25 protein-coding genes are annotated in these 25,127 nt (G+C 67.1%); 6 read left to right on the top strand and 19 right to left on the bottom strand.

Going from position 1 to position 25,127, the window contains the following annotated elements; all coding sequences use genetic code 11:
• Positions 1-27 precede the first annotated feature (27 nt).
• The 6 genes from AC5P9W_RS09225 to AC5P9W_RS09200 form a co-directional block, all read right to left on the bottom strand.
• Positions 28-1,320, bottom strand: a complete 1,293-nt coding sequence (locus AC5P9W_RS09225) for a transporter (RefSeq protein WP_111101922.1) — start codon at positions 1,318-1,320, stop codon at positions 28-30.
• Positions 1,321-1,366: 46 nt separating this feature from the next.
• The gene (locus tag AC5P9W_RS09220; RefSeq protein ID WP_197574998.1) at positions 1,367-2,116 is read right to left on the bottom strand and encodes a hypothetical protein; all 750 of its coding nucleotides are present in this window, start codon (positions 2,114-2,116) and stop codon (positions 1,367-1,369) included.
• A gap of 12 nt (positions 2,117-2,128) precedes the next feature.
• Positions 2,129-2,833 carry a C39 family peptidase gene (locus tag AC5P9W_RS09215; RefSeq protein WP_134729190.1) on the bottom strand — a complete coding sequence of 235 codons (705 nt, stop codon included), beginning with the start codon at positions 2,831-2,833 and terminating at the stop codon, positions 2,129-2,131.
• 100 nt (positions 2,834-2,933) lie between these two features.
• The gene (locus tag AC5P9W_RS09210) at positions 2,934-4,250 is read right to left on the bottom strand and encodes a FapB/FapC family functional amyloid domain-containing protein (protein ID WP_495219106.1); all 1,317 of its coding nucleotides are present in this window, start codon (positions 4,248-4,250) and stop codon (positions 2,934-2,936) included.
• Positions 4,251-4,293: 43 nt separating this feature from the next.
• Complete coding sequence (locus tag AC5P9W_RS09205) at positions 4,294-4,911, bottom strand: FapB/FapC family functional amyloid domain-containing protein (RefSeq protein WP_111098489.1); 618 nt, start codon at positions 4,909-4,911, stop codon at positions 4,294-4,296.
• Positions 4,908-5,438, bottom strand: coding sequence for a FapA family amyloid fibril periplasmic chaperone (locus tag AC5P9W_RS09200; RefSeq protein ID WP_021202355.1), 531 nt, complete (start codon positions 5,436-5,438; stop codon positions 4,908-4,910). Before AC5P9W_RS09200 ends, AC5P9W_RS09205 begins: the two co-directional genes overlap by 4 nt.
• 397 nt (positions 5,439-5,835) lie before the next feature.
• On the opposite strand from AC5P9W_RS09200, the gene AC5P9W_RS09195 reads away from it, so the two are divergent.
• Entirely contained in the window at positions 5,836-7,191 is a 1,356-nt protein-coding gene (locus AC5P9W_RS09195; RefSeq protein WP_111098487.1) for a sigma-54 dependent transcriptional regulator, read from the top strand.
• On the opposite strand, the gene AC5P9W_RS09190 is transcribed toward AC5P9W_RS09195, so the two are convergent.
• The 4 genes from AC5P9W_RS09190 to AC5P9W_RS09175 all read right to left on the bottom strand — a co-directional run bounded on the left by AC5P9W_RS09190 (position 7,192) and on the right by AC5P9W_RS09175 (position 10,016).
• Entirely contained in the window at positions 7,192-7,500 is a 309-nt protein-coding gene (locus AC5P9W_RS09190) for a DUF6958 family protein (RefSeq protein ID WP_111098486.1), read from the bottom strand.
• A complete protein-coding gene (locus AC5P9W_RS09185; protein ID WP_111101928.1) occupies positions 7,493-8,029 on the bottom strand; it encodes a GFA family protein in 537 nt (178 codons plus the stop codon). The genes AC5P9W_RS09190 and AC5P9W_RS09185 overlap by 8 nt, the downstream gene beginning before the upstream one ends.
• 68 nt (positions 8,030-8,097) lie before the next feature.
• On the bottom strand, positions 8,098-8,979 hold the full coding sequence (locus AC5P9W_RS09180) for a TolB family protein (RefSeq protein ID WP_495219103.1): 882 nt from the start codon (positions 8,977-8,979) through the stop codon (positions 8,098-8,100).
• On the bottom strand, positions 8,976-10,016 hold the full coding sequence (locus AC5P9W_RS09175; protein WP_495219102.1) for a hypothetical protein: 1,041 nt from the start codon (positions 10,014-10,016) through the stop codon (positions 8,976-8,978). Before AC5P9W_RS09175 ends, AC5P9W_RS09180 begins: the two co-directional genes overlap by 4 nt.
• 91 nt (positions 10,017-10,107) lie before the next feature.
• Between AC5P9W_RS09175 and AC5P9W_RS09170 the strand changes: the two genes are divergently transcribed.
• The 4 genes from AC5P9W_RS09170 to AC5P9W_RS09155 are packed head-to-tail and all read left to right on the top strand — an operon-like array spanning position 10,108 to position 12,155.
• Positions 10,108-11,034 carry a LysR substrate-binding domain-containing protein gene (locus tag AC5P9W_RS09170; RefSeq protein ID WP_021202361.1) on the top strand — a complete coding sequence of 309 codons (927 nt, stop codon included), beginning with the start codon at positions 10,108-10,110 and terminating at the stop codon, positions 11,032-11,034.
• Positions 11,031-11,492: a helix-turn-helix domain-containing protein gene (locus AC5P9W_RS09165; protein WP_111098482.1), complete on the top strand. Its 462-nt coding sequence runs from the start codon at positions 11,031-11,033 to the stop codon at positions 11,490-11,492. The genes AC5P9W_RS09170 and AC5P9W_RS09165 overlap by 4 nt, the downstream gene beginning before the upstream one ends.
• Positions 11,493-11,502: 10 nt before the next feature.
• Positions 11,503-11,928, top strand: coding sequence for a VOC family protein (locus AC5P9W_RS09160; protein WP_021202363.1), 426 nt, complete (start codon positions 11,503-11,505; stop codon positions 11,926-11,928).
• Positions 11,925-12,155 carry a hypothetical protein gene (locus AC5P9W_RS09155; RefSeq protein WP_021202364.1) on the top strand — a complete coding sequence of 77 codons (231 nt, stop codon included), beginning with the start codon at positions 11,925-11,927 and terminating at the stop codon, positions 12,153-12,155. The genes AC5P9W_RS09160 and AC5P9W_RS09155 overlap by 4 nt, the downstream gene beginning before the upstream one ends.
• Positions 12,156-12,162: 7 nt before the next feature.
• Here AC5P9W_RS09155 and AC5P9W_RS09150 read toward each other — a convergent pair whose 3' ends face one another.
• A complete protein-coding gene (locus tag AC5P9W_RS09150) occupies positions 12,163-12,858 on the bottom strand; it encodes an HAD family hydrolase (RefSeq protein WP_111098481.1) in 696 nt (231 codons plus the stop codon).
• Between the two features lie 104 nt (positions 12,859-12,962).
• Positions 12,963-13,703 (bottom strand): DNA/RNA non-specific endonuclease, encoded by a 741-nt coding sequence (locus AC5P9W_RS09145; protein WP_111098480.1) that lies wholly within the window; start codon positions 13,701-13,703, stop codon positions 12,963-12,965.
• A 799-nt stretch (positions 13,704-14,502) separates the two neighbouring features.
• Between AC5P9W_RS09145 and AC5P9W_RS09140 the strand changes: the two genes are divergently transcribed.
• Positions 14,503-16,077 carry a S15 peptidase family protein gene (locus tag AC5P9W_RS09140; RefSeq protein WP_111098479.1) on the top strand — a complete coding sequence of 525 codons (1,575 nt, stop codon included), beginning with the start codon at positions 14,503-14,505 and terminating at the stop codon, positions 16,075-16,077.
• 4 nt (positions 16,078-16,081) lie between these two features.
• Here the strand turns inward: AC5P9W_RS09140 and AC5P9W_RS09135 are convergent, their stop codons facing one another.
• The 7 genes from AC5P9W_RS09135 to AC5P9W_RS09105 all read right to left on the bottom strand — a co-directional run bounded on the left by AC5P9W_RS09135 (position 16,082) and on the right by AC5P9W_RS09105 (position 25,069).
• Complete coding sequence (locus tag AC5P9W_RS09135; RefSeq protein ID WP_111098478.1) at positions 16,082-17,011, bottom strand: DUF6708 domain-containing protein; 930 nt, start codon at positions 17,009-17,011, stop codon at positions 16,082-16,084.
• A gap of 61 nt (positions 17,012-17,072) precedes the next feature.
• On the bottom strand, positions 17,073-18,092 hold the full coding sequence (locus AC5P9W_RS09130; RefSeq protein ID WP_021202370.1) for a sugar kinase: 1,020 nt from the start codon (positions 18,090-18,092) through the stop codon (positions 17,073-17,075).
• Between the two features lie 10 nt (positions 18,093-18,102).
• Positions 18,103-19,290, bottom strand: a complete 1,188-nt coding sequence (locus AC5P9W_RS09125) for a GDSL-type esterase/lipase family protein (protein ID WP_031269477.1) — start codon at positions 19,288-19,290, stop codon at positions 18,103-18,105.
• A 14-nt stretch (positions 19,291-19,304) separates the two neighbouring features.
• Entirely contained in the window at positions 19,305-20,057 is a 753-nt protein-coding gene (locus tag AC5P9W_RS09120) for an SDR family NAD(P)-dependent oxidoreductase (protein ID WP_021202372.1), read from the bottom strand.
• A 46-nt stretch (positions 20,058-20,103) separates the two neighbouring features.
• Positions 20,104-21,408, bottom strand: a complete 1,305-nt coding sequence (locus tag AC5P9W_RS09115) for an MFS transporter (protein ID WP_495219099.1) — start codon at positions 21,406-21,408, stop codon at positions 20,104-20,106.
• A complete protein-coding gene (locus tag AC5P9W_RS09110) occupies positions 21,405-23,633 on the bottom strand; it encodes an oligoalginate lyase (RefSeq protein ID WP_495219097.1) in 2,229 nt (742 codons plus the stop codon). The genes AC5P9W_RS09115 and AC5P9W_RS09110 overlap by 4 nt, the downstream gene beginning before the upstream one ends.
• Positions 23,630-25,069, bottom strand: a complete 1,440-nt coding sequence (locus AC5P9W_RS09105) for a polysaccharide lyase 6 family protein (protein WP_495219093.1) — start codon at positions 25,067-25,069, stop codon at positions 23,630-23,632. Before AC5P9W_RS09105 ends, AC5P9W_RS09110 begins: the two co-directional genes overlap by 4 nt.
• Positions 25,070-25,127 lie beyond the last annotated feature (58 nt).

Genomic DNA, 25,127 nt, shown 5'->3' with positions numbered 1-25,127 from the left:
CGCCCATCATGCCATGGGCAGTGGCCGCTAGAGCATGTAAGGAATCTTGAACGCCAGCGTGAAGTCCGGTGCGTCCGGGGTCAGTCCGATGCCCAGCAACGTCACCAGCGTGGTGTGCTGGTTCAACGCATAGGTCACGCCCAGGTTCAGTGATGCCGCATTGGCGTCACTGCCGATCACCTTCATCCACTTGCCACCCTGGAAGCGGGTGGAGGCGCGGGCGCTGATGCGGTCGCTGAAGGACAGGCTCAGGCTGGTCCGCTCGTTGAATGCGAAGGCCACCCCAGCACCGAAGTACACCGAGCCGCCCAGCTTCACGTCGCCTGGGTTGACCGTATCCGGATTGCTGTCGATGTCGCTGAAGCCGCGAGGGATGGAGTGCACGTACCCGATGTTGGCGAACAGGATGGCCGGGTCAGCGGTCTTCACCATCGACAGGCCGAGGTTGGCCTGCCATACGCCGTTGCCGGTGGGTTGCTCGCGCGGCACGGCGAAGCGGATGTAGTCGTCGTCATCGCGTTCGATCACCTTCCAGTCCAGGCCGTAGGGCGCGCGCCCGGTGGGGGCGGTGACACCGGCCGTGAGCACGGTCTCAGGGCGCCAGCCGCGTTCGCCGAACAGCCGGTAGTTCGCGCTCAGGCCAATGTCGCCCAGGCCGTTGCCGTTGGTCTGCTCCTGCGCGATGGCGGCCGCTGCACCGCCGGCGCCGCCTTTCTGGTACACGGTGCGCCGCGCCAGGTAGGGCACATCCAGGTTGAGGGTCAGGTTCGGGCTGACGCCCCAGCGGGCCGCCACGTTATAGGTCAGCGAGTCGGACTCCACGTTCTCGATGGCGATATTGCCGAGGAAGATGGCGTCCAACGCGAGGAAGCCGTTGAGGGTGAGCTGCTTGCGGTCATAGCGGGCGTAGGTGAGGCTGTTCTCGATGGTGAAGCGACGCGAGAACAGGGCCGATTGCTGCTGCTTCACGTCGTCCACGCTGCGCCGCGACTCCTGCCTGGCCTGCTGGGCCTCGGCAGCGGTACTGGCGTAGCCCTCGCTGCTCGGTGGAACCGCGGCGGCCGCCGCCTGCGCCAATGGCGCGGCAGGTGGGGTCGAGGCTGGGCCAACCCGCCCGCCCAAGCGTGCCTGCATGGCCTGCACCTGCATGTCCAGTTCGCGCAGCCGCCGCACTTCCTGTGCGTAGTTGGCTTTCAGCTGTTCCAGCTGGTTGGCCAGGGCCTGCACGTCTGCGCCATCGTCAGGCGTCGGCGGCACGGCAAGGGCGGTGCCCGCCAGCGCCGCCAGCGCCAACGGGGTGATCCTCATCAGGGTGTGCATGTTCGTGTCCTGCGTTGTGGAGCGTTTCCCCCAATGCCAGGCCCTGCTACTGGCCCGGCCCCATGCCGCGGTTCAACGCAATCGCCTGGGCCACGTTCTGGCTCAACGGCAGGTTGCCGCCCACGGCGTTGCGCACCAGCTCCAGCCGCAGCTGGTTGCTGGCGATCTGGCCGTCACCGGTAAGGGCGATGCCCTGGCCGACGCTGCCATTGCGGATCCACTGCTGCACCAGCCCCTGGCCATCCACCTGCAGCAGCAGGTGTGCCTGGTTGCCTTCCAGCACGGCCGTCGCGCTGGCGCCGGCCGGCTGCGCGGTGACGTTGCCTGCGCCATCAGAGAGAACAGCCGGCACGCCACCCTCGCGGACGGTCAGCGTGGTGACGTTGCGCGCGACATTGCCATCGCCGGCCACCTGCACGCTCTGCACCAGGCCGCTGGCATTGGCCAGGCCGCTGCTGTCGATGCTGCGTCCGTGGGTATCGGGCAGCGGCGCATCGGCTGCCGTGACATTCACGCTGGGCTGGAAGCTGAGCTTCGGCGCGCCAGCACCACGGAAGTCCATGCCCAGGGTCAGGCTGCCCTGCAGGGTCGTGCCGTTGCTGGCCTGCCACTGCGACACCATGGTGACCCCGAACCAGGCAACGTTGTTGCCACCCACGGTGTAGCGCCCCCGCATCAGGCTCAGCTCCGGGTCGGGGATTTCCGTGAGTCCACGCCCCGTCCTGCCGTCGGCGGCCTGCAGGGGCAGGGCAGGGGCCATCAGCAGCAGAGCCATCCATACGTGTTGACGGAACATGGTCGTACCTCCTCAGAACAGGTCGGCGTGGCTGAAGCCGAAGTCGACCAGTTCGGCATCGGTGATCGGCCCTTGCCGCGCGTAGAGCGCGCGGGCGCTTGGCCGTTCGCTGGGTTGCAGAAGAACGGTGTTGCGATCGAAGTCGCTGCCGATCACCACGAAGACCGCGCGCGATGGCCAGGCGGCCAGGAACTCCGGCAGCGCCAGGCTGCGGTTGCCGAGGATCGGGTCAGCCACTTCCACGATGCCGTTGCGCACCTGCTTGAGCACCACGAAATGGCGGAAGCCGCGCACGTCCATCAGCACCAGTCCTGGCACGCGAAGGGTGCGCAGTCGTGTTTCATCGATGCGGTAGCCCCGGCCACGCATGCCCAGCGATTCCACGTAGCGCTTGATGTCGAGCAGGGAGAAGCCGCGTTCGGCCACCAGCGCTGGATCGGAAACCCCCATCATTCCTTCGATCACCGTCGCTTCGTCGGTCTGCAGGTGATAGGCATGGCGCAGGATGGTCGCCAATGCGGCTGCCCCGCAGCTGTAATCGGTGTGCTGGCGCACCACGTTGCGGTAGCGCCGCTCCTGCATGCTTTCGACCTTCTGCTGCAGCAGCGCGCCGTTGGGCAGCACGCCGGCGAAGTGGACCTCGCCGGCCCACGCCCATGCGGTGCCCAGCAGCCACAGGCAGGCCAGCAGGCGCATCGATGGAGGGCAACGGATCATCTACGTTCTCCGGCAGCAGGGGGGAGCCCCCGTTCCAAGGGGGAGGAGGAACAGGGGCTCCCGGGGACCCGGCCATTGGCGGACGGCCGGGGTGTTGCGCTTACTCGCCGCTGCCACCACCGCCGCCGGTGCTGGGCTGGGCGACTGCCAGGGCCAGGCTGTTGGCCTGCAGGTTGCCGGTGCCCGCAGCAACGTTCACGCCGATGTTGCCGGAGGCGCCCGAGAAGGCACTGCCGGACAAGGCCGAGGTGTTGGTCGCATTGACGTTCACCCACCGCGTGGTGCTGACCGTGCCGCTGAGGCTGGCATACAGGTCAGCCACGCCCAGTTCGACGAACTGGCTGGTGCCACTCTCACGCGTATCGAAGCCCAGGCCGCCCACCCCTTGCCGGTTGGGGTTCATCGTGGCGTTCTGGATCTGGTTGTCCAGATCGATATGGCCGGTGCTGTTGCCACCCGGGTGCGGCAGCTCGCCACTCCACGTATCCAGGTAGTAGTTGGCCATCTGGTAGGCGTTGCCGGTGCCGCGGTAGGTGCCCGCGCCATAGGCCAGTGTCAGGCCGCTGACGCCGCCACGCATGCCGACCTGCACGGTATCGGTGTAGGACTGCACGAAGCCGGCGTTGCTGACCGTGTTGCCGGTGGAGACCTGGTTGGAGCTGATGCTCGACTGGGCCACCGCCGTGGTCGCTACCGACGCCGCGAGCGCGTTCTTCTGCTCATTGTTGTTGCCCGAGGCGATGTTTACACCGATGTTGCCGGACGCGCCGCCAAAGGCGTTGCCGCTGAGACCTGCGGCGTTGGTGACACCGGAGTTCATGGTGGCGTTGCCGAAGCCGGCCTGGTTGACGAACACCTCGGCGTCGGCCATGCCGAAGCTGAAGGACGCATCGGCCGCAGATAGTGAGGCCGCGTTGTCCTGCGCATTGTTGTCGCCGGAGACGACATTGAAGCCCAGATTGCCCGAGGCACCGGCACCGACGCTGTCACCGATCGACGCGCTGTTGGTGACCAGGCTGTTGCTGGTGGCGTTGTTGCTGATCGACTGCCGGTTGTCGATCACGGCAATGGCCGCCGAGTCGAGGTCGATGTCGCCGGTGATGTTCGGGTCGCCGGAGAAATTGATGTCGGTGCTCAGGCGCAGGTCCTTCTCCAGGTTCACGTCGACGCCGTGGTTGTTCTTTTCCTTGCGTTCGTCGGCCTGGATGTTGCTGTGCTTCTGCACGTTGACGTTGACAGTGCGGTTGCGCACGTCGTTGTCGGTGTGGTTGTGCGTGTCGTTGCGGGTCTCGCTGACGGTGTGGTTGTGGTTGATGTTCGCGTTGGCGTTCTGGTTGTCCCAGCCATTGGCCGCAGCGGCGGTCGAGGCAGTGGCAATCGCCATGGCGAGCATGGTCTTTTTGACGGTCGCTTTCATGGTGCCCTCTCTCTCATCAGGTGGTGCATCGGTTGGGTGGTTGTCACGGGCGGTCCTGCACGACCAGGCCCAGTACGTTGGCCGTGTCGTTGCCGTTGCCCGCGATCTGATTGAGTTGCAGGACCCCGTCGAATCCCCGCAGTGCGGTGCTGGCTACACCGGCGCTGCGGGTGCCCGTCGCGACGCCGTAACCGGTGTCGTCCCGCCCCCCTGCCAACGCGGAACCCTCGGCGGCCAAGGCCGTATCGTCGGTTTCGCGTATGCCCTGTCGGGCCAGCGTCGCGCTGACGACGTTGAGCGTCGTGTTGGCGATGCCGCTGGCCTGGTTGATGGATGCGATGCCACTGGCACCGGCCAGTGCGTCACCGCCAATGAACGCGGTGGCCTGCAGCGGCCCGGACAGCACGCGGTTGCCCTGCTGCAGTTGCCGGGCATTGATCGCCACGTCGGCGCGATCACCCTTGGCGATACCCCGCAGGTTGGCCTGCACGTTGAGGTCGCCGGCGGCCTGGTTGACGGCGATGGCCCCATTCGCCCCGGCCAGTGCGTGGCCGTCGATGCGGGCCACGTCGAGATAGGCGAGCATGCCGCCGTAGTCATCGGCCCGGGTCGCCCAGGGCGCGGCAGCGAGCAGCAGAAGCACGCCGTGCAGGGCCTTCATTTTCCACCTGCCGGGGCCGTGCCCTGCAGGGGGAACTGGGCCAGTGCGCCGCGCACGGTATCGGCGATACCGCGGGTGCTGCTGCCGACCGCACCGAGCGGACCGCTCATGGCGCCCCCGAGGTTGCTGCCGACCATGCCATCACCACCGCGGCCAAGCGTGCCGCCCAGGGCCTGCTGGGTGACCCGTTCAACGGTAGTGCCGCCCGGTGTCGCGACGGACGCTGCCTGGCCGGCACCCATGCCGGCATAGTCCTCATCGCTCAACTCGTCCATGCCGTTCGTCGTGCCACCGGCGCCCAATGCGGTGGCGATCTCGCGCTGTGGCTTCAGGTCGGCAATCAGGGCCATGCCCGGTGGTGCCATGCGATAGGCCGGCCGCGCGGAGACGTCCCGCAACAGGACGATTTCGCCCGGCTGTGCCTTCACGCCCTGGCGGGCGCCGGACGCGGATGCGCCCGTGCCAACCAACAGCGGGGCGATTGCCAGTGCTGCGGCCAGGCCGCGAACCAGGGTGGTGCCGTCCATGCCGATCTCCCGCGATGGGTGCGGCGGAACCACGCATCAACCGTGCCAACCTGGAAGTGCCCAGCCGCCAATGTCGGGACCGTGCAGCACCTGACCGTGCTGCTGCCACGGTGTTACAGGCACGTCGGGGAATCGTTGGGATTTCGAAGCCCCAGGCACCGCAGGGCAAGGGCGGCGGGCAACTGTTGCATGCGTGTTACAGGTGGCGCCGCCGTCTGCAACGGTGCCGGTTCAGCCACGAATTTCTTGACGCATTGCTCATTGCACCGCCGTTTAGGGAAGCGCTAGGATCCGCCCAACAAAGGCCGCCCCGGTGGCCGTAGAGGTCCCGGCGGGGGGGCGGCACGCCGGCGATTGCCTGACAGTCCGCCGACGGTGTCCGGATGCTGGGGGAAGCATGGCAGCGGTCCCGGAGGCTTCTACGTCACGTTGCGTGCTCTGGTTTGGCGAGCCGTTGGCGAACGAGCGCAGTGCGCTGGCGGCAGCAGGCTGGTATGTGCGCAGCATCCATCCCGATCCCGCCATGGCGATAGGCCTGCGTGGGCGCGATCGATTGCTCGCCGTACTCGATCTGCGCCATCTCGATGCGGCGTCGCTGCAGCTGCTGGAACCGTGGATCGAGCAGCACCAGCATCTGCCCTGGCTGGCGGTACTGCCACCGGGCGCCGGACCCACATCGCCGGCCTGGCTGCCGTTGCTGCAGCGATGTGGCGCGCGCTTCACGCTGCCGTTCGGCCTTCAGGACCTGGTCTGCGCAATGCGCCAGCAGTTCGATGCGGATGATCCGCCTGTCGACGCAACCTGCGGTGGGCACGGACCGCACGCGCTGATTGGCGAAAGCGCCGCGCTGCATGCGGTGCGCACGGTGCTGCACAAGTTCGCGCCGGTGGAACTGCCGGTGCTGGTCACCGGCGAAACCGGTACAGGCAAGGAACTGGCTGCACATGCGCTGCATGCGCTGTCGGGGCGCGCCGGCAGGCCTTTCATTGCGGTGAACTGTGGTGCGATTCCGGCCAGCCTGGTGCAGTCGGAGCTGTTCGGCCACGAACGTGGCTCGTTCACCGGTGCCGACAAGCGGCAGATCGGTGTGTTCGAATCCGCCCATGGCGGTACGGTGTTTCTTGATGAGGTAGGCGATCTGCCGGCAGAAGCGCAGACCAGCCTGCTGCGCGTGCTGCAGGAGGGGACCTTCGAGCGGGTGGGCAGCAGCCAGCCGCTGCGCGCGGACGTGCGGGTACTTGCCGCGACCCACGTCGAACTGGAACACGCGGTGGCGCAGGGGCGGTTCCGCAGCGATCTCTACTACCGCCTGAACGTGCTGCGCCTGCTGATGCCACCGCTGCGCGAGCGCGGTGCCGACGTGCAGCTGCTGGCCGAGCACTTCCTGCGCTGCTTCCGGTTGCGCCACAGCGTGCGTGCACGCGGCTTCGCACCGGCCGCACTGCAGGCGATGCGGCGCTTCGACTGGCCCGGCAACGTACGCGAACTACTGAACCGTGTGCAGCGTGCAGCGATCATGGCCGAAGGCGAGCTGATCAGTGAGCGTGACCTGGAGCTGGGCGCATCGGTAGCGGCCCTGCCCGCGGCGATGCTGCACGATGCACGCGGCCAGGCCGAGCGCGATGTACTGCTGCAGACCCTGCGCCAGACCGGCTACAACGTCTCCGAGTGCGCGCGGCAGATGCAGATATCGCGGGTCACGGTGTATCGCCTGTGCCGCAAGCACCGGTTGGAACTGCCTGCACAGCGCTGATCAGCCGGCCGCGAGGTGCTTGAACAGGCGCACCGGTTTGCCCGCGACGCGCTCGATCACGCCCTTGGCTTCCAGGTCCAGCTGCACGGCCTTCAACCACCAGCCGGCGGTGGCACCTGCCGGGAACAGCGCGGCGGGCAGGTGTGGCAGCAGTGCCTGTTTCGCCTGCGCGACGGTCAGGCCGGGCGGTTGCGCGGGCAGCGCCCGCAGCAGGGCATGGCGCATGGCGAGGTACTTGGCGCGATCCACGCGCTGGATGTGCCCGGGCGTGGTGATGCTTTCGATCTCGATCCGTCCTGGCTCAGGCATGGGTATCTCCCGCGACCTCGATGCGTGGGCTGCGGAAGCCCATGGCGATCCACGCCTTCATCAACCGCGCATAGAAGCGCAGCGACCGGGTCTTCAGGTTCGGCACATCGTCAGGAAGCACAGACGCATCAGGAAGATCACTGACCATGGTCCGCATCTCCACTGCAGGTCTTGTCGATGCCGGCCACAACAGGCCATACAGGCTCAACCAATGGCCGCCGCTGAACTCCAGGAAGAGAGGCGTATTGCAGCAGCCGGCCAGCACGCGGCGGCTGCCGCCCCTGCTGGACAATCGCAAGGCACGCAGCATGGCATGCCCGGCATCGATGCTGACGCGATCCTTGCGGTGCATTACGAAGAGCGTCTGGCCGTGCGGGCCCAGCACGTCCGGTGCTCGGGGCATCGACTGCAGCATGGCGCCGGCCTTGCGGCAGCTGTCGCAGCAGCATTCGACGGTGGCAATGGATTGGCCCGTGGCGGTCAGGCGTACCTGGCCGCAGGCGCAGGCAAGGGACTGGTGTGAGGCCATCTGCGTTTTCTCCTGGGGGAGTCATCCTCTCGACGAACCGGGGCGCGGAAAATCGACAACATCTGCCTTCAAGGGCGCATCATCCGATAGCGGATGCGGTACAGGTCCAACCCTGCACCGTCCGCGCGCCGCGCCGAATAGGTCAAGGTGTCGGGTTGCGAGCCATCCAGCATCGCGCCGTAGCTGTCGCCGGAGGCCTCGTTCAAGGGGGAGGGCAATGCAAGGCCCGCGTCATAACGGCCTCCACGCTCGTAGGCGATGAACTGGCGTACCGGTGCACTGCCGAAGTCCAGGGCGCGGGCAAACACCAGCGTCCGGCCGTCGCCCAGGAAGGTGGCATCGAACTCCTGCGCTGCGGTATTGAGGTCTCCCGGCAGCGGCCGTGCCGGCTGCGCCATGTCACGGACCATCGCTGCGACGTGGAGGTCATGGCCACCCGCACCGCCTGCGCGATCGCTGGAGAACAGCAGCGTGGCTGCGTCCGGCGAGAGCATCGGCGCGAATTCATCGGCCGCGCTGTTCACTGCCGGGCCAAGATTGACCGGCTTCCCGAATCGACCGTCGCTCCCCATGCTGACCCGGTACAGATCGTCGCCGCCCAGGCCGCCTGCGCGATCCGAACAGAAATACACCACGCGGCCATCGGCGGAAAAAGCGGGATCGAAGTCGCGCCCCGGCGAGTTGAACGGCACCGGCATCGCCGGCCGCCAGCGCTGCCCATCGTTGCGGGAGACCCAGATGTCATACCCACCCGGCCCGCCGGGCCGGTTGTGGCTGAACCACAGTGCGGTTTTTCCGTCCGGGCTCAAGGTCAGTCGAATCTCGTCGTATTGCGTGGATGCAACGCCCGGGGCAAAGCGCTCGGCGGGGCCGACGATCCGCAGCACCCTGGATGGCGACGCGGGATGCGACGCAGCAACCAGCAGCATCACGGCCAGCAGCGCCTTCATGCCTGTCGCTCGAAGTCGCTGACCCAGTTGGTTTCCCAGCTGCGCCCGCCATCGGTCGATGCCGCCTGTTCCCAGCGCGCCGAGCGCGGGGTAATGCGTGACCAGATCACCCGCGTCTGGATTGATCGACCGTCGTGCTGGTCTTCGCCGAAGAAGCGGCCGACACCGGCATGGAAACCACCACGCAGTGGCGCGCCGATCCGGGTTGGCTCCCGGCCATCCAGCCACCAGCTCAGCCAGTGCCGCTTCGCCGCATTCCAGGCGCGGATGCCCATGCCTCCCAGCGGCGCTCCAGGCATGTCCATCAGGTTGTCACCCACGTTGCCGAATCCTCCCAGGACCGGCCAGTTGTGCAGGGTGCCGTTGAACGCGTCCCATGCATCGCTGCCTGCCAGCCGAGCGCGCAGGCGACGATGGCGCACGTTCCAATGGCCCACCAGGAAATCAAAATCGCCCGGTGCATCCGGCAGCTTCGGAAGCGGAGTGGGGACCGCAGCAGTGCGGCGGAACCAGTTGCGCCAGTTCACTTCCCAGTGCGCACCGGCATCGTCGGAGAACGCCTGTTCCCACCACGGCTCCTCGCCGTGGATGTCATGCCAACGGAACCAGACCTCGACGGGGCGCCCGTCGATCCGCTCGGTGCCGCGGAAGCTGCCGGCATCGCCCTTGAAAGCGCCGCGCACAGGGGCTTCGATATGGGCAGGGTTGCGGCCATCGATCCACCAGATCGACCACGTGGAAGACACCGGATCGAATGCACGCACGCCCAGGCCCCTGTAGGGGCCCGAAGGCAGCGCCATGACGTTGTCATCGATGGTGCCGAGTCTGCCCAGGGTGAGCCAGACCGCGCTGGAACCGGTGAAGGACTCCCATCGGGTATCGCCGACCAGGCGCTCCTTCAGGCGTCGGTGCCGGACCTGCCAGTTGCCCTGCAACCATTTCCAGTCTTCGCTGTGGCTGGGCAGGGCCCACCCGGAGGGCAGTGCCGTAGATGCCGCCGCGGCGGCCAGGGTGGCCAGGAACTGCCGTCGATCCATGTGCGTGATCCCCTGTCGAAGGTGCCTCCATCGTTGCGCGTACCAGGGGGATTGACCACGCAGATATCGGGGCTCAGGCTAAGTCACACTTATGGTCACCCAACGCCAGCTGCCATCGCTTGCCGCCATCCGTGCCTTCGAGGCGGCGGCGCGGCTGGGCAGCTTCGCGCGTGCCGCCGAAGAGCTCGACACCAGTGCGGCATCGGTGAGCTACCACGTGCGGCGGCTGGAGGCCCAGACCGGTACCTGCCTGTTCCTGCGCCATGCACAGCACGTAGAACTGACAGCGACGGGTGCCAGCGTCGCCCAGGAGGCCACCCGGGCATTCGATGCACTGCGCGCCAGCTTCATGCGCGCCGCAGACATGGATGCGGCGCGACTGCGCCTGTCCGTGCTGCCCACGCTGGGCACCAGTTGGCTGACGCCGCGACTGGGCACGTTCCGTGCCCGCCACCGGCAGCTCGTGCTGGAACTGGACCTGTCGGCAGCGCCGCAGGATCTGGCCGCCGGTCACTTCGATGCCGCCATCCGCAATGGCCAGGGCGAATGGCCGGGTCTTCAGGCAACTCCCTTGTTTCCCAGCGTGTTCACACCGTTGTGTGCGCCGGCGCTGCTGCACGAGGCGCGTGGGCTGGGCAGCAGCGCGCTGGAGATTCCCCTGCTCGGGCGGCCGGACTGGTGGGCCCTGTGGTTTGCCGCGCACGGGCACATTCCACCGCCGGCACCGGAGAGTTTCGTCGCGCCCTTTGCCGTCGAGCATCTGGATGTCGGCGCCGCGATCGCCGGGCAAGGCATCGCCATTGGTTCGCCGATCCTTTTCCAGGCCGAGCTGGACAGCGGGCGGCTGGTGCAGGCGCATCCGGGTGTCGCCAGCGACGGTCGCAGCTTCTGGTTCGTGGCACCCACGGCGCGAAATGGCAGTGCCAAGGTGATTGCATTGCGTGACTGGCTGGTCGAGCAGGCCGCTGAGGCGCGGCACGCGGCACGCCACTACCTGGCCCAGGCGGTGGTGCCATGAACCAGAGCCCCGAACTGCTGCGGCGCCTGCTGCGTGCCAAGGACCGGATGGACCGCGCCAGCCATGAGGAATGGCCGGTCGCGCGCCTGGCCGAGGTCAGTGCAGTGTCGCCGGCGCACTTCGCCCGCTCGTTCAAGCAGGCCTTCGGGCTGCCACCGCACCGCTATCTCCTTAGCCGGCGCATCGAACGGGCCGTGGCGATGTTGCGTGACACCGAGTTGCCGGTCACCGAAATCGCCGCGCAAACCGGGTGGAGCAGCCTGGGTACCTTCGGCCGAATCTTCCGTGACATCACCGGTGACAGCCCGGGCAATGTGCGTGAGCGTGAGCGTGCAATCCGGGCGGCGTCGGCCAGCGTTCCGGAATGCCATGCACGCGCCGCGCAGCGCCCGGACCTGAAGATCGCAGTTTTGGAGAAGCGCCGCCGCGAGGCGGTTGCTAACGTGGACCCCACCTGAGGGAGGTCCCATGACGAACACTGTGAACACGGTCGGCCTGTATGTGCGCGACCAGGATGAGGCGCTGGCGTTCTACGTCGGCAAGCTCGGCTTCGAAGTGCATACCGACGTACGCAATGGCAGCTACCGATGGCTGACGGTCCGCAGCCCGGGCCAGGACGGTTTCCAGCTGGGCCTGTTCGTGCCAGGCCCGCCCACCCACGACGCCGCTACCGCACTTGCGCTGCAGCAGCTGGTGGCCAAGGGCGCAATGCCGCCGCTGGTGCTGGCCGTGGATGACTGCCGGGCGCGCTACACGCAATGGCTGGCACAGGGCGTGGAATTCACCCAGGAGCCGATCGAGCGCTATGGCGCCGTCGACGCCGGATTCCGTGACCCGTCAGGCAATGGCTGGAAGATGATCGAAGCCCGTTCCGAAGCGAGGCGCCGGCAATGAGCCGCGGTGGCTGGGCACGGCCCGTGCATCGTTGGACCTCGATCGTGTTCACCCTGGCGGTGATCGCCAACTTCGCCGTTCGCGGGCTGGGGCAGGGCGAACCTGCAGCGTGGATCACCTATGCGCCGCTGCCGCCGCTGTTCCTGCAACTGTTCACCGGGTTGTACCTGTTTGCGCTGCACTACAGCGGCAGGTGCCGCAGCGCCGGGCAGGGCGCTGCGGGTTGACGCCGGGTCAGGCGGCAGCGTCGGCGGTGTAGGCCGCCAGCAGTGCGGGAAGATCTTCCATGCGCTGGAAGATCACCTGGGCACCGGCCGCGCGCAGAGCGTCGGGTGTGCTGTGGTGCGGGCCGCCCTCGCTGAAGCCGAACACGGTGGCACCTGCCGCCACGCCGGCGGTCGCGCCGGTCACGGTGTCTTCAATGACCGCGCAGCGCTTCGGATCCACACCCAGCGCGGCAGCGGCCGCCAGATAGACGTCCGGGTGCGGCTTGGTGTTCGGCATGTCCTGGCCGCTGTAGACGTGGTCGCCGAATGCATCGAGGATGCCGACCTTGCCCAGCTGCAGTTTCACCTTGATCAGGTCGGCACCGGACGCGCAGGCAATGCGGCCACCGGTCGCTGCGGCGATCGCACGCACGGCCTCGGGCGCCCCCCGGATCGGCTCCAGATCCCGTTCCAGCGCCCGGTTGCGCTGCTGGCGGAACTCCTCCAGCCATTCCTCGGTGAACGGCTTGCCGGTGCGCTCTGCGATCAGCCCTGCCAGATGGGCCACGGACTGCCCGAGGAAGACTTCACCCGCCTGCGCCGGGGTCAGCGGCCAGCCGCGTGCGGTCAGCATTTCCGAGAGCACGCGGGCCACCAGCGGCTCGGAATCGACCAGTACGCCGTCGCAGTCGAACAGCACGGCATCGAAGGGGAAACGGGACATCTACAGCTCCAGGGGGCAATGCGGTGGTGCAATTGCCCGCCATTTTCCCACAGCCATCCTTGCGTGGCACCCGGACCGGGTGCCACCCATTCCCGGCAGACCGGTCAGCCCAGATCACACCCCGCCGGCTGCGGCCAGGTGCTGGCCGGCAGCATGTTCTTCAGCGAGGCCGGTGCGTTGATCGCAACGTAGCTCGCACCCAACAGCTCCTCCAGATCGGCGATGGTCACCAGGTAGCTGTCGAGGCTGCCCAGATTGGCTTCGTTGGGAATGATCCAGCTGATCGCCTTGGCCGTGCCAGTGTTCGGATCACGGGTGATGATCGTCTTCCAGAAGAACTCCGGCGTCGGGATGCCGTGGCTGGAAAGGAAATAGTCGTTGGAGGCGTCGCCGTAGACCACGCCACCATAGACATCCACCGGTGCGATGTCACGGTAGCACTCGGCCACGTTCTCGGCCTTCACCCAGATGCCCTGGTTGAAGCTGGAGACCTGCGGAACGATGTTGGTCATGTAGTTGGCGCGGCGGATGTAGGTCGCGTTGTAGTCCATGTGATTGGACGTCACCAGATGACCCCGGTCATAGCCGGACGTGATGCTGGCGTAGGAGGCGGTGCTGGTCTGGCCGAGGCAGCCTGCCGGCAGGTCCGGATCCTTGTAGAAGCTGGACGGGCGCGCGGCCGAACCGGTGTCTGCGGTCAGGGTGTATTCGTAGCGGGTGGCGCTGTGGATGCTGCAGTCGTAGGTGAGCACGAAGCCGCCCTTGTTGAGGGTGACGACCTGGGCTTGGGCAGCGCTGGCGAAGGCACTGAGGACGAACGCGAAGAAGAAGCTTGCAAGGCGCATTGCGGTTCTCCAGCAGAAGTTCAGGGCGCAGCCGTCCGCCACGACCTGGCAGGGCGAGGTCACGGGGAGACGGTGCGGAGTCGGGTGCAGCGGATTGCGGTGGGACGTGACCGCGTTGTTGGGCTGTGGAGGCCCTGCGGTGTCGTAAGCGTCACAAGCTGTCGTCTTTCGGTCAACGACGAAAAGACGAAGCTGTGACCGCCCGCAAGCACTGGAGAGGTGTCAGATCACACGGCGCGTGGGTGACATGCGCGCGTGCTAGGGCGTCGTAGCGCAGGGGGTGTACGACTCGATATCCTGCGCAGCAGGACCGGAAACCGCAGGATCGAGCAAGGCGAATGATCAACAGTGAACTGCTTGCAGGGGGCGCTGCTGCTGCGCTGATCGGGGTTGCAATCGTGGCTGCGCTGCGTCGGCAGAGACGCCCGCCACATCGCAGTTTCAAGTGTGGGCGCTGCGGCAACGCCGCCCTCCATGACGAACGTACCCGTGGCGCTTGGCGCGCCGGGAAGCAGCGCTTCTACTGCAGGGCCTGTCATGCCGCTTGGCTGCGATCGCATCCACAGGCTTCCGCGCCGCACCGCGGGGCGTCCGGATGCCTGGGCGTCGTTGGCACACTTGCATTGATGCCACTTGCAGGCCTGGTGGCGTGGGTGATCCACCGCGCCTGAATGTGGTCCTGCATCGATCCAGCCGGGCGCCTGGTTCGAAAGCGCCATGCTGCGTCGCAAGGTGCCGCCCACCATTCGCACTGGTACGGTCCGATCCGTTGCACCACCACCGACGGGGAGAGACAACGATGCGCAAGGTTCTGCTGCTGTTGATCCTGCTGACCGGGCTGGCGCCCACGGTCCTGGCGGCCACGGTCAAGACCACCCATCGCACCATCCCCAGCTGGGATGGCACGCCCCTCGGGGCCTTCGTCATCGAACCCCAGGATGCCGGCAGTGGCCGCTATCCGCTGCTGGTGATGCCCAGCAGCTGGGCAGTGCCCAGCGTGGAGTACGTGGGCGTGGCACAGTCGCTGGCGCAGCGCGGCTATGTGGTCATCAGCTACAGCTCGCGCGGCTTCTGGGAGTCCGGCGGCAGCATCGACATCGCCGGGCCCGCAACGGTCGAAGACGTCAGTGCGCTGATCGACTGGGCGCTGGCCAACACCCGGGCCGATCCGGCCAGGATCGGTGTCTCGGGCATCTCCTACGGGGCCGGCACCAGCCTGCTGGCGGCGGCACGCGACCCCCGCATCAAGGCCGTTGCCGCGCTGAGCGGCTGGGCCGACCTGCAGGCGTCGCTCTACAGCCATGACACGCCCAGCGCACAGGGCATCGCCCTGCTGGTGGCAGCCGGCCTGGCCACTGGCCGCCCCGGGGCGGAGCTGGCCACCATCAACGGCAATGTGCTGGTCGGCAACTACCAGGGGGCGGTGGACTCGCTGCTGCCGGTAGCGGCACAGCGCAGCCCGGCCAGCAGCCTTGATGAGATCAATGCCAACCAACCCGCGGTATTCCTCGCCAACGCCTTCAACGACAGCCTGTTCCCGCCGGGCCAGCTGGTGGACTTCTTCAACCGTTTGAAGGGCCCCAAGCAGCTGCAGCTGCGCCATGGCGACCACGCCCTCAACGAGGCCTTCGGTGCGCTCGGCATTCCCAATGAAGTCTATGCCGCGGTGGGCGACTGGTTCGACCACTACCTCAAGGGCGTGGCCAATGGCATCGACCGCCAGCCGGCGGTGCAGTTGAAGTCGCAGAAGGGCAGCTGGAGCCGTTATCCGGACTGGCAGGCCACCTCTACCGGCGCCGTAAGCTACGGGCTGACCGCGCCGAGCGGGTTGTTACAACCCACCGGTGGACTGGTGGCGAACGGTGGCGGCACCGGCTGGAGCTACCGCATCGGCAGCGGCCTGCTGACGGCCGCCAACTCCGGCGTGGTGATGGCGTCCGGCGCGCTGCAGATGATCAACCTGCCACCGGGCGCGTATGTGCCGTTCGTCGGACGCAACGCCGCGGGAGTCTGGCAAGGGCCGATCTACTGGAGTGCGCGCCGTCTGGATGGCGCGCCGGAAGTGCGGATGACGGTCACGCCAAGCCGCGCCGACACCACGTTGTATGCCTATCTCTATGCCGAGGACGTGCTGGGCAATGGCCAGCTGATCAGTCACAAGCCCTATACGCTGCGGGGTGCCACGCCGGGGCAGGCGAAGACCATCGACCTGCGGCTGGAGGCCAGCAGCTGGGAGGTGCCGGCCGGCAGTCGCCTGACCCTGGTGGTGGACACGGTGGACCTGCGTTATGCGGGCATCAGCCAGTTGGGTGGCACGGTAACCTTCAGTTCACCGGCGAACGCGCCGTCGGTACTGAAGCTGCCTTTGCACTGATGGGTCATCGCAGGTCCGGTGGATTCATCGAAGCGTCGCGGACACAGGGATCACCGGCGTCCGGTGTCAGGCGCGCCTCGATGTCCGGTGGAAACCGCGGAATCCTGCTGGTCTGCATCACCACCCAGCGCATGATCGTGTGCAGGTAGTTGAGTGGCAGCATCGTGAGCCACATGAAACCCGGGAGGCGCGCGTCTTCGGCGAAGATGCGCTCCTTGCCGGACGCGAAGCTCTCGCGCTTGCCGTCCAGCGGCATGCAGCAGTGCACCGCGTCCACGACGGCTGCCGGTCCTTCTTCCATGTAGCGCCGCAGGAACTCCCAGTGGGCATGCGCGTTCTCGATGCGGGAGGTCGCGATGCAGAACGCGAACGTCTCCCGTACTGTCACGCCATCCGCGTCCAGGATCAGTCCGCGGACATCCCAGTTGTACCATCCGAAGGTTCCGGTTCCGCGGCCCAGCGTGAAATGGACCCGGTCCCAGGGCACGCTGAGGGTGGTGCCATCCAGCCGGAACACGTGTATCTGCCGGTGCTTGCGATCGAGCGCGATCGGATAGTAGGTCCAGCGGAACAGCTCGAGGCAAGCCACCCAGATGCTCGCTGCAGTGAAGGCGGCCAGCATCGCCATGCCGATGAATATCGCCTCCCACAGGCCGTTTTCGTTGGGTAGCCTGTTCACGACCAGCGACCAGAGCAGCATCAGCATGCCGCCCAGCCCAAAGGCAATGCCGATCGCGCCCAGCAGGGCTGCAAAGCCACGCGCGGCGAACCAGCGATCCACCGAAACCAGGCCGTTCGAATTCATCTTCACCACGCACAGCTGCGCCAACGGCACGACATCCAGCCGCTTCTTCTGCAGCAGGCGGTGCTCGCGTTCAAACGCATTCAGCGGGCGGTTGTTGGGAAACTTGCGCGTGTATCCGGTGTAATCCATGGGCGATCCCTGCGCGATTCCAGCGCCCGTTGGATTCTAGCGGGATTCTCCCGGGGGGAGATCAGCGACGGACGTCGAACGGGTGGCTCTCCATCAGTGCCCGGACTTCAGCTTCGCGGGCAGGGCTGAAGTCGCCGGGAATGGCGTGCTTCAACGCGCCTGCGGCCAGTCCGAAGCGCACGGTGCTTTCTGCGTCCAGCCCGGACAGCAATCCGTGCAGGATGCCGGCGGCAAAGGCATCGCCACCGCCGATGCGATCAACGGTGCCGGGCAGCGGCCTCGGAGGAGCCTGCGCGCGGGTTCCATCGCGCCCCAGCAGCAGCGCGCCGAGCACGTGATGGTCGGCGCTGATCACCTCGCGCTGGGTGCAGGCCAGCCACCGCAGGTGCGGGAACGCGGCAAAGGCAGCGGCCGCAGCGGCCTCGGTTCGGGCGACCGCATCGTCCTGCGCGAAGTGCAGCCCCAGCACCAGTTCGATGTCCCGATGATCGGCAAAGACAATGTCGGCCTCGGCGAAGACCTCGCGCAGGATCGCCGCTGCGTCGCCATCCCAGCGTCGCCACAGTGACGGACGATAATTGCCGTCGAAGGACACCTGCACACCGGCCGCGCGAGCCGCACGCACCGCACCCAGCACCGACTCGGCCACGTTGGCGCCCAGCGCCGGACTCACGCCCGAGACATGCAACAGGTGCGCGCCGGACAGCAGGGCGGGCCACGCATGGTCACTGGCATTGCTGTTTGCGAATGCAGAACCGGCGCGGTCATACACCACTTCACTGGCGCGCTGCACCGCACCGGTCGCCAGGAAGTACAGGCCCATGCGGTCACCCGCCACTTCACGCACGGCGGCCACGCCCACGCCATGCCGCCGCAGCTCGGCCACGGCATGCCGGCCCAGCGCGTTGCCGGGCACAGTGCTGGCCATCTGCACATCGTGGCCCAGGCTGGCCAGCGAGACCGCCACATTGGCCTCGGCACCTCCCACATGAACCTGCAGCTGCGGCGTCTGCAGCAGCAGTTCACGACCGGGCGCGCCCAGGCGCAGCAGCAACTCACCGAAACAAACGACGTGGCTCATCGGTTCTCTCTCACTCGGGGGTAGTGCAGCCCAGCATGCGCAGATCGATGGCATCGGCCATGCGCCGGTAGCCCTCGTCGTTGGGGTGCAGATGGTCGCGGGTGATCTCGTTGGGCAGCGATTCGGCTGCCTTCGGGTCACGCAGCGCGGCGTCGAAATCGATGATGCCATCGAAGCCGCTGTTGCCGCCGCGTGCCCACTGGTTGATCGTGGTGCGGGTGGCGGCGGACACGGGCTCGTAGCGCTCGGAACCGCCGAACGGGGTCAACGTACCCAGCCAAGCGCGGATGCCGTGCGCATGCAGCCGCGCCGCAACCTGTTGATAGCCCAGCAGCATGTCCGCCGCACTGCGTCCAGGCAGCGGCTGCGCGCCACCGCCGTGGCGGATGTCATTGATGCCTTCGAACAGGATCACCTGATCGGCGTCGGCCACCGCGATCACATCGCGATCCAATCGTGACAGGGCGCTGTGGCTGCGGCCATGGTCAAGCAGTTTGTTGCCGCTGATGCCCTGGTTGAGTACCACGAACCGGTTCGGGCAGGCCTGCTGCAGGCGCTGCGCCAATCGCTCCGGCCACTGGTTGAAGGTGCCGCGGCGTGCGGTGGCGCCTTCCGTGATGGAATCGCCCAGCGCCACGATTACCTGGGGACGATCTTCACGCTGCACCATCACTGCCGAGAACACGTTCTGCTGGTAGCTCAGCCGCACGCTGTCGGCGACGGCTGTCTGCCTGCCATCTGCGACCCGCAGCTCGGTGCGGCGCACGGCGGGGCGGGTGGGCTGCGGGAAATAGGCACTCACGCTGATCTCCTGCAGCGCCGCCACCGGCATCCGCACCGGGTCGCTCAGCAGCGCGGCTCCGACCGGCACCTCGATGACCGCGCGGCCATCCACCGTTACCGGCAGCGGTGCGGCCTTGCCGTTCTTCACTCCCACGCGCAGGTCCTCGACCCGCAGCGGCGCCGTGCCGAGCTCGTTGCTGATGCGCAGCCGCAGCGCATCGCCACGGCTGCCGACACGCATGTCCTGGCGCACGGTCTGCGCGGCGAACTGAACCGGCGCATCGGACGTTCCGTCCTTGCGGTCGGGCGCGGGCGCGGCCGTCCAGGCAGTGACCCACACGGGTGCGGCCCACGCAGCGGGCGCCGTCATGGCGGAGCAGAGCGTCAATGAAAACAGAAGTGTCCAGCGCTGCATGGGCAGGATTCCAGTCAGGAGAAGTAGGTGCCGCCGTTGACGTCCAGATTCGCACCGGTAATGAACGCCGCCGCATCCGAGGCCAGGAATACAGCGGCGTCAGCGGCTTCGTCCGGCGCACCCTGGCGGCGCAACGGGGTGGCGCCGGCAACGGCCGTGCGTACTTCCGGCTTGGTGAATTCATCGTGGAAGCGGGTGGCGATCATGCCGCAGCACAGTGCGTTCACCCGGATACCCTTCGGCCCCAGCTCCTTGGCCATGGCGCGGGTGAAGGTCATCACCGCCGCCTTGGCGGTGGCGTAGATCGATGCGCCCGGGCCGCCACCATCACGACCGGCCTGCGAGGCGAAGTTGACGATGGCCGCGCCTTCGCGCATGTGCGGCACCACCGCGTGCGTGGTCAGGTAGGTCGAGGTGAGGTTCAGGTCCATCACGGTGTGGAAGAACGCCGGGTCGATGTCGGCCAGCGGCCGGCGCTGCACCATGCCACCGGCCACGTTCACCAGCAGGTCGATGCGCTCGCCGAACGCGGCCTGTGCCGCAGCGACCAGGCCGGCGACGGCCGTGGCGTCGGTGACGTCGGCACGGTGCACGATGGCCTGGCCACCGGCCGCACGGATCTGTGCCAGCGTTTCCTGGGCACTGGCTTCATCATTGGCGTAGTTGATGCAGACGCGTGCACCGGCGGCAGCCAGCTTGATCGAAACGGCGCGACCGATATCGCGGCCACCGCCGGTGACAATGGCCACCTTGTCCTGGAACGACATGCGGAAAACTCCTTGGTTTGCGGGGGAATTGAAGAGAGATGCAGGCTCAGCCGGCGCGGCGGTCGAGCTTGTGGATCGGGCCGGTCCACCACCACAGCGCGGCCAGCGACAGCGGCACCAGGGCGGCGACGAGGATGAAGATCGGCGCATAGGAGTGGCGGGTCAGCACCGGCACCAGCCAGGTGGTGATCAAGGTGCCGGCCACGGCGGCCAGGCCACCCAGGCCTGCCAGCGTGCCCACCGAGCGGCCGTCGAACAGGTCGCCCGGCAGGGTCTGGATGTTGCCGATGGCCACCTGGAAGCCGAACAGGACCGCAGCGATTGCCAGCACCGCCAGCAGCGGCTGGTTCGCCAGCACGGCACCCAGCAGGGCAGGAGCCATGACCACGCAGCCCAGCGTTATGGACAGCTTGCGGGCGCGGTCCACGCTGTGCCCGTCGCGGATCATCCGCCCGGACAGCCAACCACCGCTGAGGCTGCCCAGCATCGCGCCGACAAACGGCACCCAGGCGAACAGGCCGATCTGCTTGATGTCGAAGCCGAAGGTTTCAGCCAGATAGATCGGCAGCCAGGACACGAACAGCCACCAGATCGGGTCGAGCAGGAAGCGGCAGGCCAGCATGCCCCAGCTCTGCCGGTGGGCCAGCAGCTCACGAACGCTGGCCTTCGGTGCCACCTCTGCCTGCTGCCCGGCCTGGTCTTCCTGGATCAACCGGCGCTCGGCATCGCTCACCCACGGATGCTTGTCCGGCCCGGCGCGGTAGACAAACAGCCATGGCAGCAGCCACAGGAAGCCGATCGCACCGACCAGCACGAAGGTGCCGCGCCAGCCCAGCCACAGGTAGAGGCCGGCGATGGCCGGCGCGGAAACGATCGCGCCGATCGACGCGCCGGCGTTGAACACGCCTTGCGCCAATGCGCGCTCGCGCGCCGGGAACCACTCGGCATTGGCCTTGACCGCGCCCGGCCACGCCCCGGCTTCGCTGATGCCGAGCATCGCCCGCACCAGGCTGAAGGAGAGCATCGAATGGGTGATCGCGTGCAGGGCGATGGAGATCGACCACACGCTGATCGACAGGGCGAAACCCAGGCGCGTGCCGATCATGTCGAACAGGCGCCCGAACAGGAACTGGCCAGCGGCGTAGAACAGCATGAACACCGTCACCAGCAGGGCGTAGTCATCCTTGGTGGCGCCCACTTCCCTGGCGATTTCCGGCCACATTACCGCCAGTGCGTTGCGGTCGATGTAGTTGATCACCGTGGCCACGGCGATCAGGCCCACGATCAGCCAGCGCACGGCCGACCGTAGCGGCACCTTGCGCAGGTTGGCCACCACCGCAGGGCCGTTCATTTGCCGTCAACCTTGCTGCGGTCCATGCGTGCATGGCTGCCGCTCCAGCGGTAGGCATGGCCGTCCACGCTCACGCTGTGCTCGCCCTTGGCGCTGCTGTCGTCGGCCACGCCGAGGGCGATGCGTGCACCGCTGGCCAGGCGCAGCTCGATCACCTCGGCATCGTTGCCCCGGCTGCGCACGATGTCCTTGATGCGGCTGTCCGCGCCGTGCACGTATTCGGCGGTGCCGTTGTACTCGCCGTGCGGCTCCAGCACGCTGAAGAAGGTCACGTCCTTCTGTCCGTCCACGCGCTGCAGCAGGGCCGGTTCGCGGCGCAGGTTGAATTCCGGATCGTTCGCGCCGCTTTCCACCAGCAGCGCCTGTGCCGGCGCACTGCTGCCGAAGCGGTAGGTGTAGAAGCGCCCGTCCAGCAGCCATGTCAGCGACCGCGGCTCGCTGCCGGGTTTGCTGCGTGCATCCAGCCACAGGTGCTGGTAGCCGTTGTCCTTGCCCAGCACCGGGCGCTGGGCGGGGAAGTGTTCGGCTTCGAAGCCGGTGGTGACGATGTGGCCGTTGAAGTGCAGCGGCAGGTCGTAGCGCGCGGCCTTGCCGCCGTGCACCTGCAGCAGGTCCAGCGCGACCGGCAGGCCCAGGTCGGGATGGCGCAGCAGCGCCTGGGTGCGGGTGAACACCACGCCGGGGTAGGCGTCGCGCATCGTTGCCGAGGCAATCTGGGTATCGGCATCGGCCTGGAAGAAGCGCACCTGCGGCGCGTGTTCCTCGCCGCGTTTCCAGTCGCCCTTGAAGTGGCTCTGCTCGTCCACCACCAGGGTGTTGTGCGCCACGGTCTGCTTGGCCCAGCTGCGGTTCTCGGCCAGGTAGATGCCGCCGCGCTTGGCTTCCACGTTGAGGAAGCGGGCCGCGCCGTAGTCGGTCACCACTGGATTGCCGTTGTCGTAGAACAGCCAGTTGAGCTTGTCGAAGTGGCCATGGCCCATGCCCTGCATCGTGTCCTTCTGCACCAGCGCCTGGCCGCGTTCGCCGTTCATGCGCAGGATCGCCAGGCCGCCGCGATCGCCGTCGGGGCCATCGCGCAGCAGCATCGGCCGATAGTCGAAGGGCCTGGTCTTGTTCGCCGCCAGCGCCTGCGCCACCTGCAGGCCCTCGGGCGACAAGAGCAGGCGCTTCTGCTGCTGGGCCACGGACAGCAGGCGGTCGTCACCGGTACGCGCATAGGCGATGCCGATGCCGGCCACCAGCTCTTCGGTGTCGATGCCCTTGTCCAGGATGGCGTCGTTGATCGGGAAGAACAAGCCGTTGTAGCTGGACTGCACCAGCACATCCACGGCCTTCAACAGCACGCCGTCGCGGCGCGCGAAGATCTTCCGCTGCGGTTCGTTGCGTTCGATGGCATTGGCGAACAGCAGGAACGGCGCCAGTGCATAGCGCTGGTAGTAGGGGCCTTCCTCGTAGTAACCATCGGGCGAGAACAGCAGGTCGATCTGCCGAAGAAAGCCGAATTGATCGTCCTTCCGGCTGCCGCGCAGGGATTTCTCCACCAGCTCAGGGTCGCGCAGCACGTAGCCGGTCATGCCGGTGGCGGCCACCGCCCAGGTGGCGTGGTTGTGGATCTGGTCGTAGTTCTTCGGCTCGCTGACGAGGAACTCGGCCATTGGCCGGAACACCTTCGATTCGATGGTGTTGCGGTCGTTGGCGGACAGCGCGTCGCGGATCGCGTCGTAGCCCTGGATGGCGTTGACCAGCCATACCGAATCGTTGAGCACCTGCCAGAACACGCGCCCGGGGATCTGCCCACGGCCTTCCGGGTGCGGGCCCAGCGTCGGGTAGAGCTGGGCATACTGCAGCAGCATGTCGCGCGCATAGTCCACGTAGGCCCTGTCGCCGGTCAGCCGGTACAGCGTGCCTGCCGCCAGCAGCGCCTGGTAGTTGCGCTTGTGCTGTTCGTGGGTGCGGCCGCCGCCCTTGTCCTTCGGTACCGGCACGTCGATGCCGGCCTTCATCATCTTCTTCAGCGTTGCTTCGGTGCGTGCCTGCTCTTTGGCAAACCACGGGTAGCGGCGGCCTTCGCTGGCCATCTGCTGCCATTGTGCGGCGGTGACCAGCACCGGCGCGGCATCTGCCTGTCGCACGGCAGCAGTGGGGGATGCGAACAGCGATGCGCTCGGCAGCAGGGCGAAGGGGGCGGCCAAAGCCAAGGAAACGAACAGCGGCTGCAACCTCATCGATCAACTCCAGTGCGGGTGCGTGAGAGGGTGGCTTCGCCCACCTTGGGATACCAGTCGACGCCGGTCGCCTCGCGTGCGGTCATCGTCAAGGCAGGATCGGCGCCCACGGCGGGCAGGGCAGGCGTGGCAACCCACAATCCGCTATCAGCCTGCTGCAGGCTGACACCACGGCTCTCTACGCCTCCCGGGAACACGGTGCTGGCTGCCGGCGACTGCACGTTGCCGCTGAAGTCGATGCCGGCCAGCGAACTGGCGGCAGTGGGCGGATTCCGGTTGTCGCGGTTGACGATCAGGTTGCCGGTGAAGCGGCTGTTGCTGGCGGCCACCACGATGCCCTTCGCCTCATCATGGCCGACACCGAAACTGATCTTCGCCACGTCCACGAAGGTGTTGCGGCTGATCGTGGCATTCACCACCGGCGCATAGCCTGACAGCGGCGGATTGGCCTGCGCATCCATCACCGCCAGTGCCGAACGGTTGCTGGACCCGGCCAGCCGCTCGGAGTAATTGTTGCTGACGGTCTGGTCGGCGTTGATGATGCGTACGCCGCCGGTGCCGGCCTTGTCATCGCCGAGGAAGACATTGTCGATCACCCGGTTGCCATTGCCGTGGCGCAGGGTGAGTGCTCCGGCGGAACGATAGAACACGTTGCCGCGGTAGGTGTTGCCGCCGGACTTGTTGCTGATGATCTCGGTCTCGCCGTCGCAGCCTTCGAACCAGTTGTTCTCCACCGTGCTGTTGGAATCGCTCAGTGAGCTATCGCTGGTGCCGACGCGGAGGGTTTCGCCGCCATTGACGCCCAGCGCCGGGCGCGGCCCGAACCAGTTGTGGTCGATGCGGTGCTGGTTGTCCAGGCCCTGGGTTGCATCGCGCACCACCACGACTGTGGGTCCCGCATTGGTCTTGCCGCGCAGCTGGCTGTGGTCCAACCGATTGTGGCTGCCATACAGCGACACCCAGTAGTCCTGGTCGCTGGCATCGGGGTTGGTGTAGTCGTCGATCACCAGGCCGGTGACGCGGCTGTTGCTGGCGACGGCCTTGCTCGACTCGCGGAATGCCACCACCGCATCACCCGGCGCATAGCCGCTGCGGAACACCAGGTTGGACACCTGCAGGTAGCTCCCCGCCAGGCGCAGGTCCGAGCGCCCGCTGAAGATGACCTTGCCGGCGGTCTGCGCGCGCAGCACGATCGGGGCATCCGCCGTGCCTTGGCCCTTCAGCAGCAGCCGGGCGTCGGTCCAGGTGCCGTCAGCCAGCACGATCTCATCGCCGGGCTGCAGCGCCGAGGCGGCGGTAGCGAACTCCGCGACATCGTGGACGAGCCAGCTGGCTGCACTTGCTGCTGGAGTGGTCAGGCACATTGCCAGACCAGTGGTCAGGCAAAATAGCCATGAACCATTGGATCGGTGACGCGCCAGCGAGTGAATGCGCATGAAATCCTTCCAGGGACGGCCGGGCCGTCGTTTCAGGGTGGGCCTGCATACCACTTTC

It is taken from the genome of Stenotrophomonas sp. YJH_SMC_33, assembly GCF_059372295.1.
Note: the sequence above shows the minus strand (reverse complement) of the source record. Positions and strands in the feature narration are given on the sequence as shown.